This window comes from Pseudomonas sp. BNK-44-b (genome assembly GCF_047456245.1).
GTDB lineage: Bacteria > Pseudomonadota > Gammaproteobacteria > Pseudomonadales > Pseudomonadaceae > Aquipseudomonas > Aquipseudomonas machongensis.
This window is the reverse complement of sequence record NZ_CP179908.1, coordinates 4212102-4226927: the sequence shown is the minus strand read 5'-3', so window position 1 is coordinate 4226927 and position 14826 is coordinate 4212102. Positions and strand designations below refer to the sequence as shown.

At 63.2% G+C, this 14826-nt stretch carries 16 protein-coding genes and 2 pseudogenes; 17 read left to right on the top strand and 1 reads right to left on the bottom strand.

From position 1 onward, the window contains the following. Positions 1 to 43 precede the first annotated feature (43 nt). A complete protein-coding gene (gene suhB / locus ACMGGG_RS19410; protein WP_054892546.1) occupies positions 44 to 862 on the bottom strand; it encodes an inositol-phosphate phosphatase in 819 nt (272 codons plus the stop codon). 151 nt (positions 863 to 1013) lie between these two features. On the opposite strand from suhB, the gene trmJ reads away from it, so the two are divergent. The 17 genes and pseudogenes from trmJ to ACMGGG_RS19325 all read left to right on the top strand — a co-directional run bounded on the left by trmJ (position 1014) and on the right by ACMGGG_RS19325 (position 14826). Next, positions 1014 to 1772, top strand: coding sequence for a tRNA (cytosine(32)/uridine(32)-2'-O)-methyltransferase TrmJ (gene trmJ, locus ACMGGG_RS19405; RefSeq protein WP_112899129.1), 759 nt, complete (start codon positions 1014 to 1016; stop codon positions 1770 to 1772). A 5-nt stretch (positions 1773 to 1777) separates the two neighbouring features. Continuing rightward, positions 1778 to 2563 carry a serine O-acetyltransferase gene (gene cysE, locus ACMGGG_RS19400; protein ID WP_054892548.1) on the top strand — a complete coding sequence of 262 codons (786 nt, stop codon included), beginning with the start codon at positions 1778 to 1780 and terminating at the stop codon, positions 2561 to 2563. Between the two features lie 167 nt (positions 2564 to 2730). Then, entirely contained in the window at positions 2731 to 3222 is a 492-nt protein-coding gene (gene iscR / locus ACMGGG_RS19395) for a Fe-S cluster assembly transcriptional regulator IscR (RefSeq protein ID WP_054892549.1), read from the top strand. A gap of 41 nt (positions 3223 to 3263) precedes the next feature. Continuing rightward, a complete protein-coding gene (locus ACMGGG_RS19390; protein WP_054925565.1) occupies positions 3264 to 4478 on the top strand; it encodes an IscS subfamily cysteine desulfurase in 1215 nt (404 codons plus the stop codon). A gap of 46 nt (positions 4479 to 4524) precedes the next feature. Beyond that, complete coding sequence (gene iscU, locus ACMGGG_RS19385; RefSeq protein WP_003443374.1) at positions 4525 to 4911, top strand: Fe-S cluster assembly scaffold IscU; 387 nt, start codon at positions 4525 to 4527, stop codon at positions 4909 to 4911. Positions 4912 to 4935: 24 nt separating this feature from the next. Beyond that, positions 4936 to 5259, top strand: coding sequence for an iron-sulfur cluster assembly protein IscA (iscA, locus tag ACMGGG_RS19380; protein ID WP_003248536.1), 324 nt, complete (start codon positions 4936 to 4938; stop codon positions 5257 to 5259). An 8-nt stretch (positions 5260 to 5267) separates the two neighbouring features. After that, positions 5268 to 5789 carry a co-chaperone HscB gene (gene hscB / locus ACMGGG_RS19375; protein WP_054892551.1) on the top strand — a complete coding sequence of 174 codons (522 nt, stop codon included), beginning with the start codon at positions 5268 to 5270 and terminating at the stop codon, positions 5787 to 5789. A 43-nt stretch (positions 5790 to 5832) separates the two neighbouring features. Then, positions 5833 to 7696, top strand: a pseudogene (hscA, locus tag ACMGGG_RS19370) (Fe-S protein assembly chaperone HscA). Positions 7697 to 7699: 3 nt separating this feature from the next. Then, on the top strand, positions 7700 to 8041 hold the full coding sequence (gene fdx / locus ACMGGG_RS19365) for an ISC system 2Fe-2S type ferredoxin (RefSeq protein ID WP_414154233.1): 342 nt from the start codon (positions 7700 to 7702) through the stop codon (positions 8039 to 8041). Between the two features lie 10 nt (positions 8042 to 8051). Beyond that, positions 8052 to 8252: a Fe-S cluster assembly protein IscX gene (gene iscX / locus ACMGGG_RS19360; RefSeq protein WP_027920277.1), complete on the top strand. Its 201-nt coding sequence runs from the start codon at positions 8052 to 8054 to the stop codon at positions 8250 to 8252. A gap of 87 nt (positions 8253 to 8339) precedes the next feature. Beyond that, on the top strand, positions 8340 to 8765 hold the full coding sequence (gene ndk, locus ACMGGG_RS19355; RefSeq protein WP_011532343.1) for a nucleoside-diphosphate kinase: 426 nt from the start codon (positions 8340 to 8342) through the stop codon (positions 8763 to 8765). Between the two features lie 28 nt (positions 8766 to 8793). Then, on the top strand, positions 8794 to 9942 hold the full coding sequence (gene rlmN, locus ACMGGG_RS19350) for a 23S rRNA (adenine(2503)-C(2))-methyltransferase RlmN (RefSeq protein ID WP_054892553.1): 1149 nt from the start codon (positions 8794 to 8796) through the stop codon (positions 9940 to 9942). Positions 9943 to 9954: 12 nt separating this feature from the next. Continuing rightward, positions 9955 to 10717 (top strand): annotated as a pseudogene (gene pilW, locus ACMGGG_RS19345) (type IV pilus biogenesis/stability protein PilW). Next, entirely contained in the window at positions 10714 to 11721 is a 1008-nt protein-coding gene (locus tag ACMGGG_RS19340; RefSeq protein WP_153773237.1) for a helix-turn-helix domain-containing protein, read from the top strand. Before pilW ends, ACMGGG_RS19340 begins: the two are co-directional and overlap by 4 nt. Positions 11722 to 11724: 3 nt before the next feature. Continuing rightward, the gene (ispG, locus tag ACMGGG_RS19335; RefSeq protein ID WP_054892556.1) at positions 11725 to 12834 is read left to right on the top strand and encodes a flavodoxin-dependent (E)-4-hydroxy-3-methylbut-2-enyl-diphosphate synthase; all 1110 of its coding nucleotides are present in this window, start codon (positions 11725 to 11727) and stop codon (positions 12832 to 12834) included. Positions 12835 to 12858: 24 nt separating this feature from the next. Continuing rightward, the gene (gene hisS, locus ACMGGG_RS19330) at positions 12859 to 14145 is read left to right on the top strand and encodes a histidine--tRNA ligase (protein WP_054892557.1); all 1287 of its coding nucleotides are present in this window, start codon (positions 12859 to 12861) and stop codon (positions 14143 to 14145) included. Positions 14146 to 14184: 39 nt separating this feature from the next. Further along, positions 14185 to 14826, top strand: coding sequence for a tetratricopeptide repeat protein (locus ACMGGG_RS19325; RefSeq protein ID WP_054892558.1), 642 nt, complete (start codon positions 14185 to 14187; stop codon positions 14824 to 14826).

The following is a 14826-nucleotide window of genomic DNA, read 5'->3' as shown; positions in this document are numbered from 1 at the left end:
AAAGCACCCCGAGGGGTGCTTTTTTTGCATCCGAAGCCCTGGCTCAGCGCTTCAGGTTTTCCGGCAGGTGCGGCTGGATGGCGGTCAGTACCGCTTTGAAGCACTTGATGTTGCCGGCAACGATGTGGCCTTTGTCGAGGAAGTCGTGGCCACCGTTGAAGTCGCTCACCAGGCCGCCCGCTTCCTGGATCAGCAGTACGCCTGCCGCCATGTCCCACTCGGACAGGCCCGACTCCCAGAAGGCGTCGAAACGACCTGCGGCAACGTAGGCCAGGTCCAGGGCGGCGGAACCCGCGCGGCGGATGCCGGCGGTCTGGCCGGTGAGGGCGCGGAACATGCCGAGGTAGTTGTCCAGGTCAGCCATCTGGCTGTCGCGGAACGGGAAGCCGGTACCCAGCAGGGCGCCTTCCAGGCTGGTGCGCGAGCTGACACGCAGGCGACGACCGTTGAGCTGGGCGCCACGACCGCGGCTGGCGGTGAATTCTTCCTGGCGGACCGGGTCGACGATGACCGCGTGCTCGAGACGGCCGCGGTATTTGCAGGCGATGCTGACCGCGAAGTGCGGAACGCCACGCAGGAAGTTGGTGGTGCCATCCAGTGGATCAATGATCCACAGGTAGTCCTTGCCTTCCTCACCGGAGCCGGCGTGCAGGCCAGTCTCTTCACCCTGGATCGAGTGGTTCGGGTAAGCCTTGCGCAGGGCGTTGACGATGGTCTGCTCGGCGGCGCGATCGACCTCGGAGACGTAATCCTTGGCCTCTTTCTCGTCGACCTTGATGCTGTCCAGGCGTTCGATGGAGCGGAAAATCAGTTCACTGGCGCTGCGAGCGGCGCGCAGGGCGATATTCAGCATAGGCTGCATGGGCGTTTCACCTGGAGATGTTAAAGAAGAAAGCCGCCTAGTCTATCAGAAAACTGTTCCGGCAGAAGGGTGACATTCGCATTCGTGGCGTTACGCCCGTCGCTTAGGTAAGATCGTTCCCCCCTTTATAGGCATCCGTGAGCTCGACACCTTGCTGCAGAATATTCGTGTTGTTCTGGTCAATACCAGCCACCCCGGCAACATCGGCGGCGCTGCTCGTGCCATGAAAAACATGGGCTTGTCGCGCCTGGTGCTGGTCCAGCCACTGGATTTCCCCGCGGCCGACGCCAGTGCCCGCGCCTCTGGTGCCGACGACGTGCTGGAGGGCGCCATCGTGGTCGATACGCTCGAGCAGGCGCTGGCCGGTTGCAGTCTGGCGATTGGTACCAGCGCCCGAGACCGCAGCATGCCGTGGCCGATGCTCGACCCGCGCGAATGCGGGGTGCAGAGCGTCGCGCGTGCGGCCGCTGGCGAGGAGATCGCCCTGGTGTTCGGTCGTGAACATGCAGGCCTGACCAATGACGAACTGCAGCGATGTCACTTCCACGTGCACATTCCATCGAACCCCGATTTCAGCTCGCTGAATCTTGCCGCCGCGGTCCAGGTGCTCGCCTACGAGGTGCGCACCGCATGGCTGGCGGCGCAAGGTGCGCCGGCGAAGGTCGAGAAGGTCGATGCCAGCGATGAGCTGGCCACCCTGGACGAAATGGAGCTGTTCTACGAACACCTGGAAAAGACCCTGGTGGACATCAGCTTCCTTGACCCTGAGAAGCCCAAGCACCTGATGGCGCGCCTGCGCCGGTTGTATGGGCGCAGCTCGGTCAACCGTTCGGAAATGAGCATTTTGCGCGGCATCCTCACCGAGACCCAGAAGGTCGCACGGGGTGATGCGCACAAGCGGAAGGACTAGAAACAATGTTCGAACGTCTGCGTGAAGATATCCAGAGTGTGTTTCATCGTGACCCGGCGGCGCGCAATGCCTTCGAGGTACTGACCTGCTACCCGGGGATGCATGCCATCTGGCTGCATCGCCTGGGCAATGCGCTGTGGAAACGCGACTTCAAGTGGCTGGCGCGCCTGGTGTCGAACTTCGGGCGCTGGATGACCGGCATCGAGATCCACCCGGGCGCCACCATTGGCCGGCGCTTCTTCATCGATCATGGCATGGGCATCGTCATCGGCGAGACCGCCGAGATCGGCGATGACGTGACGCTCTACCAGGGCGTTACCCTCGGCGGCACCAGCTGGAACAAGGGCAAGCGACACCCGACCCTGGAAAACGGCGTAGTGGTGGGGGCGGGCGCCAAGGTGCTCGGCCCGTTCACGGTTGGCGCCGGGGCCAAGATCGGCTCCAATGCGGTGGTGACCAAGGCCGTGCCGGCCGGCGCCACGGCAGTCGGGATCCCGGGGCGGATCATCGTCAAGACCGAAGACAGCGAGGTCGAGGCCAAGCGCAAGGCCATGGCCGAGAAGATCGGCTTCGATGCCTACGGCGTCAGTGGCGACATGCCCGACCCGGTAGCGCGCGCCATCGGCCAGATGCTCGACCACCTGCAGGCGGTCGACGAGCGCCTGGAGGGCATGTGCGGGGCGCTGACCAACCTGGGCAGTGACTACTGTGCCAAGGCCCTGCCGGCGCTGCCGGAAGAAGACTTCGCCGAGGTCAAGCAGGCTGCGCAGAGCGACACTCCGTCGCATTGATTACGCCCGGCTGATACACGGGGCGTGTGCTCGCGCCCCTTGTCTGCTATCATCGCGCCCGCTTCCCGCATGCAAACCCGACTAAAGCACTAGGTCTTATAGTTGACTTAAATGCTCGGGAATCGCATACTCGCACACATCCTGTAACTCCCGTGGTACCCATAGCCATGCGATTGACTACCAAAGGCCGTTACGCCGTCACCGCCATGCTCGACCTGGCGTTGCACGCGCAGCATGGGCCGGTATCCTTGGCCGACATTTCCGAGCGCCAGGGCATCTCCCTCTCCTATCTGGAACAGCTGTTCGCCAAGCTGCGCCGCAGCAGCCTGGTATCCAGCGTGCGCGGTCCGGGTGGCGGCTACCAGCTGTCGCGGGGCATGGAAACCATCCAGGTGGCGCAGGTAATCGACGCGGTCAACGAGTCGGTAGACGCCACTCGCTGCCAAGGCCTCGGGGATTGCCACGCCGGTGATACCTGCCTGACCCACCACCTGTGGTGTGACCTCAGCCAGCAGATCCACGAATTCCTCAGCGGCATCAGCCTGTCCGACCTCGTCATGCGCCGTGAGGTGCAGGAAGTCGCCCAGCGCCAGGACCTGCGTCGAGTCGCCGGTCGCGTTGCCCAGCTGGACAAGATTGAGACGTCCGCCGTCGACTGATGCAGCGACGAGCGACGCCAACGCCTGATAGGAGATACTCAATGAAGTTGCCGATCTACCTCGATTACTCCGCGACCACCCCGGTCGATCCCCGCGTCGCCCAGAAGATGGCCGACTGCCTGCTGGTCGACGGAAACTTCGGTAACCCGGCCTCGCGTTCCCACGTGTTCGGCTGGCGCGCTGAAGAGGCGGTCGAGAATGGCCGCCGCCAGGTCGCCGAGCTGATCAATGCCGACCCGCGCGAAATCGTCTGGACCAGCGGTGCCACCGAGTCCGACAACCTCGCGCTCAAGGGTGTCGCGCACTTCTATCAGACCAAGGGCAAGCACATCATCACCTCCAAGATCGAGCACAAGGCGGTCCTCGACACCGCTCGCCAGCTCGAGCGCGAAGGTTTCGAAGTCACCTACCTCGAACCCGGTGAAGACGGCATCGTCACCCCGGCGATGGTCGAGGCAGTGCTGCGCGACGACACCATTCTCGTCTCGCTGATGCATGTGAACAACGAAGTCGGCTCGATCAACGATATCGCCGCCATCGGTGAACTGACCCGCTCGCGCGGCGTGCTGTTCCACGTCGATGCCGCTCAGTCGGCCGGCAAGGTCGAAATCGACGTGCAGAAGACCAAGGTCGACCTGATGTCGTTCTCGGCGCACAAGGTCTACGGTCCGAAGGGCATCGGCGCGTTGTACGTCAGCCGCAAGCCGCGTGTTCGCCTGGAAGCCATCATTCACGGCGGTGGCCATGAGCGCGGCATGCGTTCGGGCACCCTGCCGACCCACCAGATCGTGGGCATGGGCGAGGCCTTCGCCATCGCCAAGCAGGAAATGGCCGCTGAAAACGTGCGCATCAAGGCGTTGAGCGACCGCTTCTTCAAGCAGGTCTCCGACCTTGAAGAGCTGTACGTCAACGGTAGCCAGACCCAGCGCGTTCCGCACAACCTGAACCTGAGCTTCAACTACGTCGAAGGCGAGTCGCTGCTGATGTCGCTCAAGGACATCGCCGTCTCTTCCGGTTCGGCCTGCACCTCCGCGTCGCTCGAGCCGTCTTATGTACTGCGCGCCCTGGGCCGCAACGACGAGCTGGCGCACAGCTCGATCCGCTTCTCCTTCGGTCGCTTCACCACTGAAGAAGAAGTCGACTACGCCGCGCAGGAAGTCTGCAAGGCCGTGAACAAACTGCGTGAACTGTCGCCGCTGTGGGACATGTACAAAGACGGCGTCGACATCTCCAAGATCGAGTGGGCCGCCCACTAAGCAGTCGCCAGCAAGAGCGGCTCCCTGATGAGGAAGGAATTGCACCATGGCATACAGTGAAAAGGTCATCGACCACTACGAAAACCCGCGCAACGTCGGCAAGATGGACGCCGAAGATCCGGACGTCGGTACCGGCATGGTCGGCGCCCCGGCTTGCGGTGACGTGATGCGTCTGCAGATCAAGGTCAACGAGCAAGGCATCATCGAAGATGCCAAGTTCAAGACCTACGGCTGCGGTTCGGCCATCGCCTCCAGCTCCCTGGCCACCGAGTGGATGAAGGGCAAGACGCTGGACGAAGCCGAAACCATCAAGAACACCCAGCTGGCCGAAGAACTGGCGTTGCCGCCGGTCAAGATCCACTGCTCGGTACTCGCCGAAGATGCCATCAAGGCAGCCGTTCGCGATTACAAGCAGAAGAAAGGCTTGATCTAAGTCGCCGCGAGGTAAGGAGTTCCGATGGCTATCAGCATGACAGAAGCCGCCGCCAACCACATTCGCCGCTCCCTTGACGGTCGCGGCAAGGGTGAGGGCATCCGCCTGGGCGTGCGCACCACCGGCTGCTCGGGCCTGGCCTACGTGCTGGAGTTCGTCGACGAGCTGGCCGACGAGGACCAGGTGTTCGAGAACCATGGCGTGAAGGTCATCATCGACCCGAAGAGCCTGGTGTATCTCGATGGCACCGAGCTGGATTTCGTCAAGGAAGGGTTGAACGAAGGCTTCAAGTTCAACAACCCCAACGTGCGCGGTGAGTGTGGCTGCGGCGAAAGCTTCAATGTCTGAGGCTTGACGTGGGTACTCCTTGCCATTTCGCCCTGTTCGACCTGCAGCCGGGCTTTCGCCTGGACCTCGACAAGCTGGCCACCCGTTATCGTGAGCTGGCCCGCGAGGTCCATCCGGACCGCTTCGCCGACGCCTCCGAGCGTGAGCAGCGTGTCGCCCTGGAAAAGTCCGCAGCACTCAACGACGCCTACCAGACGCTGCGCAGCGCGCCGCGTCGCGCGCGTTATCTGCTGGCCGTCAGCGGTCATGAAGTGCCGCAGGAGGTCACGGTCCACGACCCCGACTTCCTGCTGCAGCAGATGCAGTGGCGCGAAGAACTCGAAGAGCTGCAGGACGAAGCCGACCTCGACGGTGTTGCCGTGTTCAAGAAGCGCCTGAAGGTCGCCCAGGACACGCTCAACGAGGATTTCGCCGCCTGCTGGGATCAAGCTGCCGAGCGCGACAGGGCCGAGCGCCTGATGCGCCGCATGCAGTTTCTCGACAAGCTCGCCCAAGAAGTGCGCCAACTCGAAGAGCGCCTCGACGATTAACCCCGGCGTTGCCCGTGATAACGCCTAAGGTATTCAGATAAGCATGGCCCTACTGCAGATCGCCGAACCCGGTCAGAGCCCCCAGCCGCACCAGCGTCGCCTGGCGGTGGGTATCGACCTGGGTACCACCAACTCTCTCGTCGCTGCGGTGCGCAGCGGTCGCAGCGAGCCCCTGCCCGACGCCCAGGGCAACGTCATCCTGCCGTCCGCAGTGCGCTATTTGCCCGGGCACAGCGACGTTGGCCAGGCGGCTCGTGATGCAGCCGCCAGCGACCCGCTGAACACCGTGCTTTCGGTCAAGCGCCTGATGGGGCGCGGTCTTGCCGACGTCAAGCAGCTAGGCGAGCAACTGCCCTATCGCTTCGTTGGCGGCGAGTCGCACATGCCGTTCATCGACACCGTCCAGGGGCCGAAGAGTCCGGTAGAGGTGTCGGCCGACATTCTCAAGGTCCTGCGTCTGCGCGCCGAGCAAACCCTCGGTGGCGAACTGGTGGGGGCGGTCATCACCGTGCCAGGCCTATTTCGACGACGCCCAGCGCCAGGCCACCAAGGACGCTGCGCGTCTGGCTGGCCTGAACGTGCTGCGCCTGCTCAACGAGCCGACCGCTGCCGCCGTGGCCTATGGCCTGGACCAGAACGCCGAAGGCGTGGTGGCGATCTTCGACCTGGGGGGCGGCACTTTCGATATTTCGATCCTGCGCCTGACCGCGGGCGTCTTCGAAGTGCTGGCCACGGGGGGCGACACTGCCCTGGGCGGCGATGACTTCGACCACGCCATTGCCGGCTGGATCATCGAGCAGGCCGGTCTGTCCGCCGATCTCGACCCGGCGACCCAGCGTCAACTGCTGCAGACGGCCTGTGCCGCCAAAGAGGCCTTGACCGACGCCGATACCGTCAGCGTCGCCCATGGCGCCTGGCAGGGCGAGCTCAGCCGTGCCGCCTTCGAAGCCATGATCGAACCCCTGATCGCCCGCAGCCTCAAGGCCTGCCGCCGCGCCGTGCGCGACAGCGGTGTCGAGCTGGAAGAGGTCGGTGCGGTGGTCATGGTCGGTGGCTCGACGCGCGTGCCGCGTGTGCGTGAAGCCGTCGGCACGCTGTTCGGCCGCGCTCCGCTGACCTCGATCGATCCGGACCAGGTCGTCGCTATTGGTGCCGCGATCCAGGCCGACACCCTGGCCGGTAATCGCCGCGAGGGTGGCGAATTGTTACTTCTGGACGTCATCCCGCTGTCGTTGGGTCTTGAGACCATGGGCGGGTTGATGGAGAAGGTGATTCCGCGTAACACCACGATTCCCGTGGCTCGCGCCCAGGAGTTCACCACCTACAAGGATGGCCAGTCGGCCATGATGATTCACGTCCTGCAGGGCGAGCGCGAGCTGATCAGCGACTGTCGTTCGCTGGCCCGCTTCGAGCTGCGCGGCATCCCGGCGATGGTGGCCGGTGCAGCGAAGATCCGCGTGACCTTCCAGGTCGATGCCGACGGCCTGCTCAGCGTCGCGGCCCGCGAACTGGGCTCGGGCGTGGAGTCGAGCATCCAGGTCAAGCCGTCGTACGGCCTGACCGACGGCGAGATCGCTCGTATGCTCAAGGACTCCTTCGAGCACGCAGGCTCCGACAAGCAGGCGCGCCAGTTGCGCGAGCACCAGGTCGATGCCGAGCGCTTGCTCGAAGCGGTGCAGGGCGCCCTGGATGCCGACGGCGAGCGTCTGCTCAGCGCTGACGAGCGCGAGGCCATCGCCTTCCAGATGCAAGAATTGCGTGATTTGCTCAGCGGCACCGATGGCGCGGCCATCGAGCAACAGACCAAGCGTCTGTCGCAGGTGACCGATGCCTTTGCCGCCCGTCGCCTTGATTCGACGGTCAAAGCCGCACTGGCCGGGCGCAACCTGAATGAGATCGAGGAGTAACCGATGCCCCAGGTGATTTTCCTGCCGCATGAGAAGTTCTGCCCGGATGGGCTGGTGGTCCAAGTGGAGCCAGGGACCAACATCCTGGAGCTGGCCCACGAGCACCATATCGAGATGGAAAGCGCCTGCGGTGGCGTGTGTGCCTGCACCACCTGTCACTGCATCGTGCGTGAAGGTTTCGACTCGCTGGAAGAAGCCGACGAGCTGGAAGAAGACATGCTGGACAAGGCCTGGGGCCTGGAAGCGCAGTCTCGCCTGGCGTGCCAGGTGATCGTCGGTGAGGACGACCTCACCATCGAGCTGCCTAAATATACGCTCAACCACGCTGCCGAAGCGCCGCACTGAGGTTTGCCCCATGAGCCTGAAATGGATTGATGTACTTGAGATCGCCATCCAGCTTGCGGAAAGCAAGCCGGACGTCGATCCTAAATATGTGAATTTCGTCGATCTGCACCGTTGGGTGCTGGCTTTGCCAGAGTTCAGCGACGATCCGTCACGCGGCGGTGAGAAAGTGCTCGAGGCCATCCAGGCGGCCTGGATCGAAGAAGCCGACTGAGCGTCTCTGCAGGTTAGGCAATCCCCTGGAACCCGCGTATAATTCGCGGGTTTAATTTTTCGCAACACTCAAATTCTGGAGTTTTCCATGGCTGTTCAACGTACTTTCTCCATCATCAAGCCTGACGCAGTTGCCAAGAACGTCATCGGCAAGATCACCACTCGCTTCGAAGAAGCCGGCCTGAAAATCGTCGCTTCGAAAATCAAGCAGCTGTCCAAGGCCGAAGCCGAAGGCTTCTACGCCGAGCACAGCGCTCGTGGCTTCTTCGGTGATCTGGTTGCCTTCATGACTTCCGGCCCGGTCGTCGTTCAGGTGCTGGAAGGCGAGAACGCCATCGCTCTGAACCGTGAGCTGATGGGCGCCACCAACCCTAAAGAAGCCGCTCCAGGCACCATCCGTGCCGACTTCGCCGAGTCGATCGACGCCAACGCCGTTCACGGTTCGGACTCCGAAGCCGCTGCAGCTCGCGAAATCGCTTACTTCTTCGCTGCTACCGAGGTAACCACTCGCTAAGCGAAAGCTTACGAGTGAGGGTGAATCCATGACGACATCTACTGGCAAAATCAACCTGTTGGGGCTGACCCTGCCGGAAATGGAACAGTTCTTCGACTCGATCGGGGAGAAGCGCTTCCGTGCCGGTCAGGTGATGAAATGGATTCACCATTTTGGCGTGTCCGACTTTGCGGACATGACCAACGTTGGCAAGGTCTTGCGCGAAAAGCTCGAGGCCGTTGCCGAGATTCGCCCCCCGGAAGTGGTCAGCGAGGACATTTCCGCCGACGGTACCCGTAAATGGGTAGTCCGCGTTGCCTCCGGCAGCTGCGTCGAGACCGTCTACATTCCCACCGACGACCGCGGTACCCTCTGCGTTTCGTCGCAAGCCGGCTGTGCCCTGGACTGCAGTTTCTGCTCCACCGGCAAGCAAGGCTTCAACAGCAACCTCACCGCCGCCGAAGTGATTGGCCAGGTGTGGCTTGCCAACAAATCTTTCGGGACCGTCCCCGCCAAGATCGACCGCGCTATCACCAACGTGGTCATGATGGGCATGGGCGAGCCCTTGCTGAACTTCGACAATGTCATCGCCGCGATGAAGATCATGATGGACGATCTGGGCTATGGCATTTCCAAGCGTCGCGTCACCCTGTCCACCTCGGGTGTCGTGCCGATGATCAACGAGCTGGCCAAGCACATCGACGTGTCGCTGGCGTTGTCGCTGCATGCGCCCAACGACGCGCTGCGCAACCAGTTGGTCCCGATCAACAAGAAGTACCCGCTCAAGATGCTGCTTGAGTCCTGCATGGGCTACATGTCCACGCTCGGTGGCAAGCGGGTGCTCACCATCGAGTACACCTTGCTCAAGGACGTCAACGATCAGCCTGAGCATGCCGCGCAGATGATCGAATTGCTGCGTGACGTGCCGTGCAAGATCAACCTGATTCCGTTCAACCCGTTCCCGCACTCCGGTTACGAGCGCCCCAGCAACAATGCGATCCGTCGCTTCCAGGATCTGCTGCACCACGGCGGCTTCAACGTCACCACCCGCACCACCCGCGGCGAAGATATCGACGCGGCCTGTGGCCAGTTGGTGGGGCAGGTAATGGACCGCACCCGCCGCAGCGAACGCTACATCGCCGTGCGCCAGATCAACGCCGATGGCAGCGAGCTGCAAGACAGCGCTGCGCGCCACTGACGGACTCCGCCGATGACCCTGCGCGCCGCGCTGTCGATCCTGTCGCTTTTGCTGCTGGCCGGCTGCGTGTCCGGCGGTGCAGGTGATCCGCTTTCCAGCCGACAGGGCAGGGCGGAGGCAGGGCGTGCCTACGTGCAGTTGGGCCTGGGGTATTTGCAACAAGGCATGACTGAGCAAGCCAAGGCCCCGCTGGCAAGGGCGCTTGCGTTGAACAGCCGTGATGCCGATGCACACGCCGCCCTGGCCCTGGTCTTTCAGGCCCAGGGCGAGCCCGATCTGGCCGATGGCCATTTCCGCGAAGCCTTGTCGCAATGGCCGGATGACACGCGGATTCGCAACAACTACGGCAGTTTCCTATATGCTCAAGGGCATTTTCGCCAGGCAGAGCAGATGTTTCGCCAAGCCGCCGCCGATACCCTGTATCCTGAGCGCTCCCGGGTGTACGAGAACCTTGGCCTGACCGCACTCAAGCAGGGGCGCCGCGAGCAGGCGCACGAATACCTGGACAAGGCCCTGCGGCTCAATCAACGGCAACCACGAGCACTGCTGGAAATGGCTGAGTTGTCCTACGAAAACAGGCATTATGTGCCAGGCCCGGGACTACTACGAACGTTTCAGCCAGCAAGGCGATCATGACGCCCGCAGTCTGTTGTTGGGCAGCCGCCTCGCCCGAGTCTTCGAAGAGCACGGCACCGCGGCCGAGCTGGGCAAGAAATTACAACGACTTTATCCCGGTACGCCGGAATATCAGCAATACCTGTCGGAGCAACGATGAAAGCCGCGCACCCCGAAGCAGCAGCAGCGATTCAGCAGAATCCCGGTGATGTCTTGCGCCAGGCCCGCGAGAACCGGAACTGGTCGCAGGCCGAGGTCGCCCGTAAGCTGAATCTCACGGTCACTTCGCTGAACAACCTGGAAACCGGCGCCTTCGACAAGCTTCCCGGACACACGTTCGCGCGCGGCTATATCCGCGCCTACGCCAAGCTCATGGACATGGACCAGGCGCCGCTCGTCGAGGCTTTCGACCAGATCACCGGGACTCACGCCAAGGGCAGCGAAGTGCATGCCCTTGGTCGTATCGAGGAGCCGGTGCGCCTGTCGCACAACATCCTGCGTGTCGTCAGCCTGTTGCTGCTGGTGGCTGTGGTCGGTGGCGGCTTCTTCTGGTGGCAGGACCAGAGCAGCCTGCGTGGCAAGGACCTGGCCAAGATCGCCCTGGAGCATGTCGAGGTCGAAAGCGCCGACGGCACCACCCAGATCCACCCGCTCGACGAGCCGGAAGATCAGGCCGTGACTGCTGGCCAGCAGCCTGAAAGCGCGCCACTGCCGCTTGAGCAGGCTCCGACCGAACCCGCCGCCGAGGCGCCTGTGCAGAGCGACCCGGCCACCTCGGCATCAGCCGCCGCTCCAGCCGCTCCGGTTGCCCAGGCTCCTGCCCAGACCCACACGCCGGCCACCACGCCCGCACCGACCGCGCCTGCCACCCACGCCGCACCGACCGCTCCCGCTGCTGCCGAGCCTGCCGTGGTGGCTGCTGGCGATGGCAAGGTCGCCATTCAATTCACCGCCGATTGCTGGACCCAGGTCACCGATGGCAACGGCAAGGTGCTGTTCAGCGCGATCAAGCGCAAGGGTGACAGCCTGGAACTGACCGGCAAGCCGCCGTTCGCGGTCCGCCTGGGCTTTGCCCGCGGCGCTCAGGTCAGCTACAACGGTCAGGCCGTCGATGTCGCCCCGTTCACCAGTGGCGAGACCGCTCGCCTGAAGTTGGGACAGTAAGTCATGCACGGCGAATCTCCGATCAAACGTCGCGAATCCCGCAAAATCTGGGTCGGCAATGTTCCGGTGGGTGGTGATGCACCCATCGCGGTACAGAGCATGACCAACACCGACACCAATGATGTCGCCGCCACCGTTGGGCAGATCCAGCGCCTGGTCGATGCCGGTGTCGACATCGTCCGCGTCTCGGTGCCAGACATGGACGCGGCCGAAGCCTTCGGCAAGATCAAGCAACTGGTCAGCGTGCCATTGGTCGCCGACATCCATTTCGACTACAAGATTGCCCTGCGCGTCGCCGAGCTTGGTGTTGACTGCCTGCGCATCAACCCGGGCAACATCGGCCGTGAAGACCGCGTGCGCGCGGTGGTCGATGCCGCTCGCGACCGTGGGATCCCGATTCGCATCGGCGTCAATGCCGGCTCGCTGGAAAAGGACCTGCAGAAGAAGTACGGCGAACCGACCCCGGCTGCGCTGGTCGAGTCGGCGCTGCGCCATGTCGAGCACCTTGACCGCCTCGACTTCCAGGACTTCAAGGTCAGCGTCAAGGCCTCCGACGTGTTCATGGCCGTCGAAGCCTACCGCCTGCTGGCCAGGCAGATCGTGCAGCCGCTGCACCTGGGCATCACCGAAGCCGGTGGTCTGCGCTCGGGGACGGTGAAATCCGCCGTCGGCCTCGGTATGCTGCTCGCCGAAGGCATTGGCGATACCATTCGCATCTCCCTTGCTGCCGATCCGGTCGAGGAAGTGAAGGTCGGCTACGACATCCTCAAGTCGCTGCACCTGCGCTCGCGTGGCATCAACTTCATCGCCTGCCCGAGTTGTTCGCGGCAGAATTTCGATGTGGTCAAGACCATGAACGAGCTTGAAGGGCGCCTGGAAGACCTGCTGGTGCCGCTGGACGTCGCGGTGATCGGCTGCGTGGTCAACGGCCCGGGCGAAGCCAAGGAATCCCACGTCGGCCTGACCGGTGGCACCCCCAACCTGGTGTACATCGATGGCAAGCCGGCGCAGAAGCTGACCAATGACAACCTGGTCGATGAGCTGGAAAAGCTCATCCGCCAGAAAGCGGCCGAGAAGGTCGAGGCCGACGCGGCGCTTATCGCCCGCGGCTGATAGACAGATTCGTAAGGACTTTTCGTGAGCAAATCGCTGCAAGCCATCCGTGGCATGAACGACATCCTGCCCGAGCAGTCGCCCCTGTGGCGCTACTTCGAAGGCACCGTGGCCGGCCTGCTGGACGGCTACGGCTACAGCCAAATCCGCACGCCGATCGTCGAGTTCACCGAGCTGTTCAAGCGCTCGATCGGTGAAGTCACCGATATCGTCGAAAAAGAGATGTATACCTTCCAGGACAACAAGGACTCGCTGACCTTGCGTCCCGAAGGCACTGCCGCCTGTGTGCGTGCTGTGCTCGAGCACGGCATCATCGGCAACGGCCAGGTCCAGAAACTCTGGTATGTCGGCCCGATGTTCCGCCACGAGCGCCCGCAACTGGGGCGCTATCGCCAGTTCCACCAGATCGGCGTCGAGGTATTCAACCTGGCCGGTCCGGACATCGACGCCGAACTGATCATGCTCACCTGGCGCCTCTGGGCGCGCCTGGGTATCCAGGACGCGGTCACGCTCGAGCTCAACAGCCTGGGCACCAGCGAAGCCCGTGCGCGCTATCGCGACGCGCTGGTCGAGTTCCTCAGCGAACGTATCGATCAGCTGGACGACGACAGCAAGCGTCGTTTGCAGAGCAACCCGCTGCGCATCCTCGACAGCAAGAACGAAGGCACCCAGGCCGCCCTGGTGGGCGCTCCGAAGCTCGAAGAGTACCTGGACGAAGAGTCCCGCGTGCACTTCGAGGGTGTGAAGGCCCGCCTGGACGCTGCCGGAATCCCGTTCGTGATCAACACCAAGCTGGTGCGTGGCCTGGACTACTACAGCAAGACCGTGTTCGAGTGGGTGACCGACAAGCTCGGTGCCCAGGGCACTGTCTGCGCTGGTGGCCGCTACGATGGCCTGGTCGAGCAGATGGGCGGCAAGCCGACGGCTGGCGTGGGCTTCGCCATGGGTATCGAGCGCCTGCTGTTGCTGATCGAGACGCTGGGCAAGGTGCCCGAGTCGATCAGCCGCACGCTGGATGTCTATCTGTGCGCCTTCGGCGAGCAGGCGGAGCTGGCGGGCCTGAAGATCAGCGAGCAACTGCGCGATCGCTTGCCGGGCCTGCGCCTGGCGGTCAACGCCGGTGGTGGCAACTTCAAGAACCAGTTCAAGAAGGCCGACAAGAGCGGGGCGCTGTTCGCCCTGATCCTGGGGGACGACGAGCTGGCGCAACAAGTGGTAGGTTTCAAGCCCCTGCGTGGCCAGGGCGAACAACAGAACATTGCCTGGGATGCTCTGGCCGAGCACCTGCAAGCTGCTCTCGCGCAGGCGTGAAGCGGTCAAACAGCCGAATTGCTGAAAAGGAGTATTGGGGTGTCGAGTACCGATGATGATGGCCTGGCCGCAGCCAAGGACTGGTGGAACCGCAACGGCAAGCCGCTGCTGACCGGTGCCCTGCTCGCCGCCGCGGTGGTGATGGGCTGGCAGGCCTGGCACAAGTACCAGAGCAACCAGTCGCAAGGCGCTTCGGCGCTGTACCAGGCGTTGCTGGAAACTACCCTGACGCCTGACGGCAAGCCGGATGCGACCAAGGTCGCCGAATTGTCCGGCAAGCTCAAGAGCGAATTTGGCGGTTCGGCCTATGCCCAGTACGGCAGCCTGTTCGTGGCCAAGGTCGCGGTCGACAGCGGCAAGCTGGACGATGCCGCCGCCGAGCTCAAGAGCGTGATGGACAAGCCGGCCGATGCCACCCTCGGCGAGATCGCGCGCCAGCGTCTGGCCCGTGTGCTCGCTGCCCAGGACAAGGCCGAGGAGGCCCTCAAGCTGCTCGACGGTGACGCCGACAAGGCGTTCCTGGCCAGCCGCGAGGAGCTCAAGGGTGACTTGCTGGTCCAGTTGGGCCGTGCCGACGATGCCCACGGTGCGTATGAAAAAGCCAAGGCCGCGCTGTCCGACGACGCCGCGATCGGTGGCCTGCAACTGAAGCTGGATGACCTGGCCAAAGGGGACGCGTGA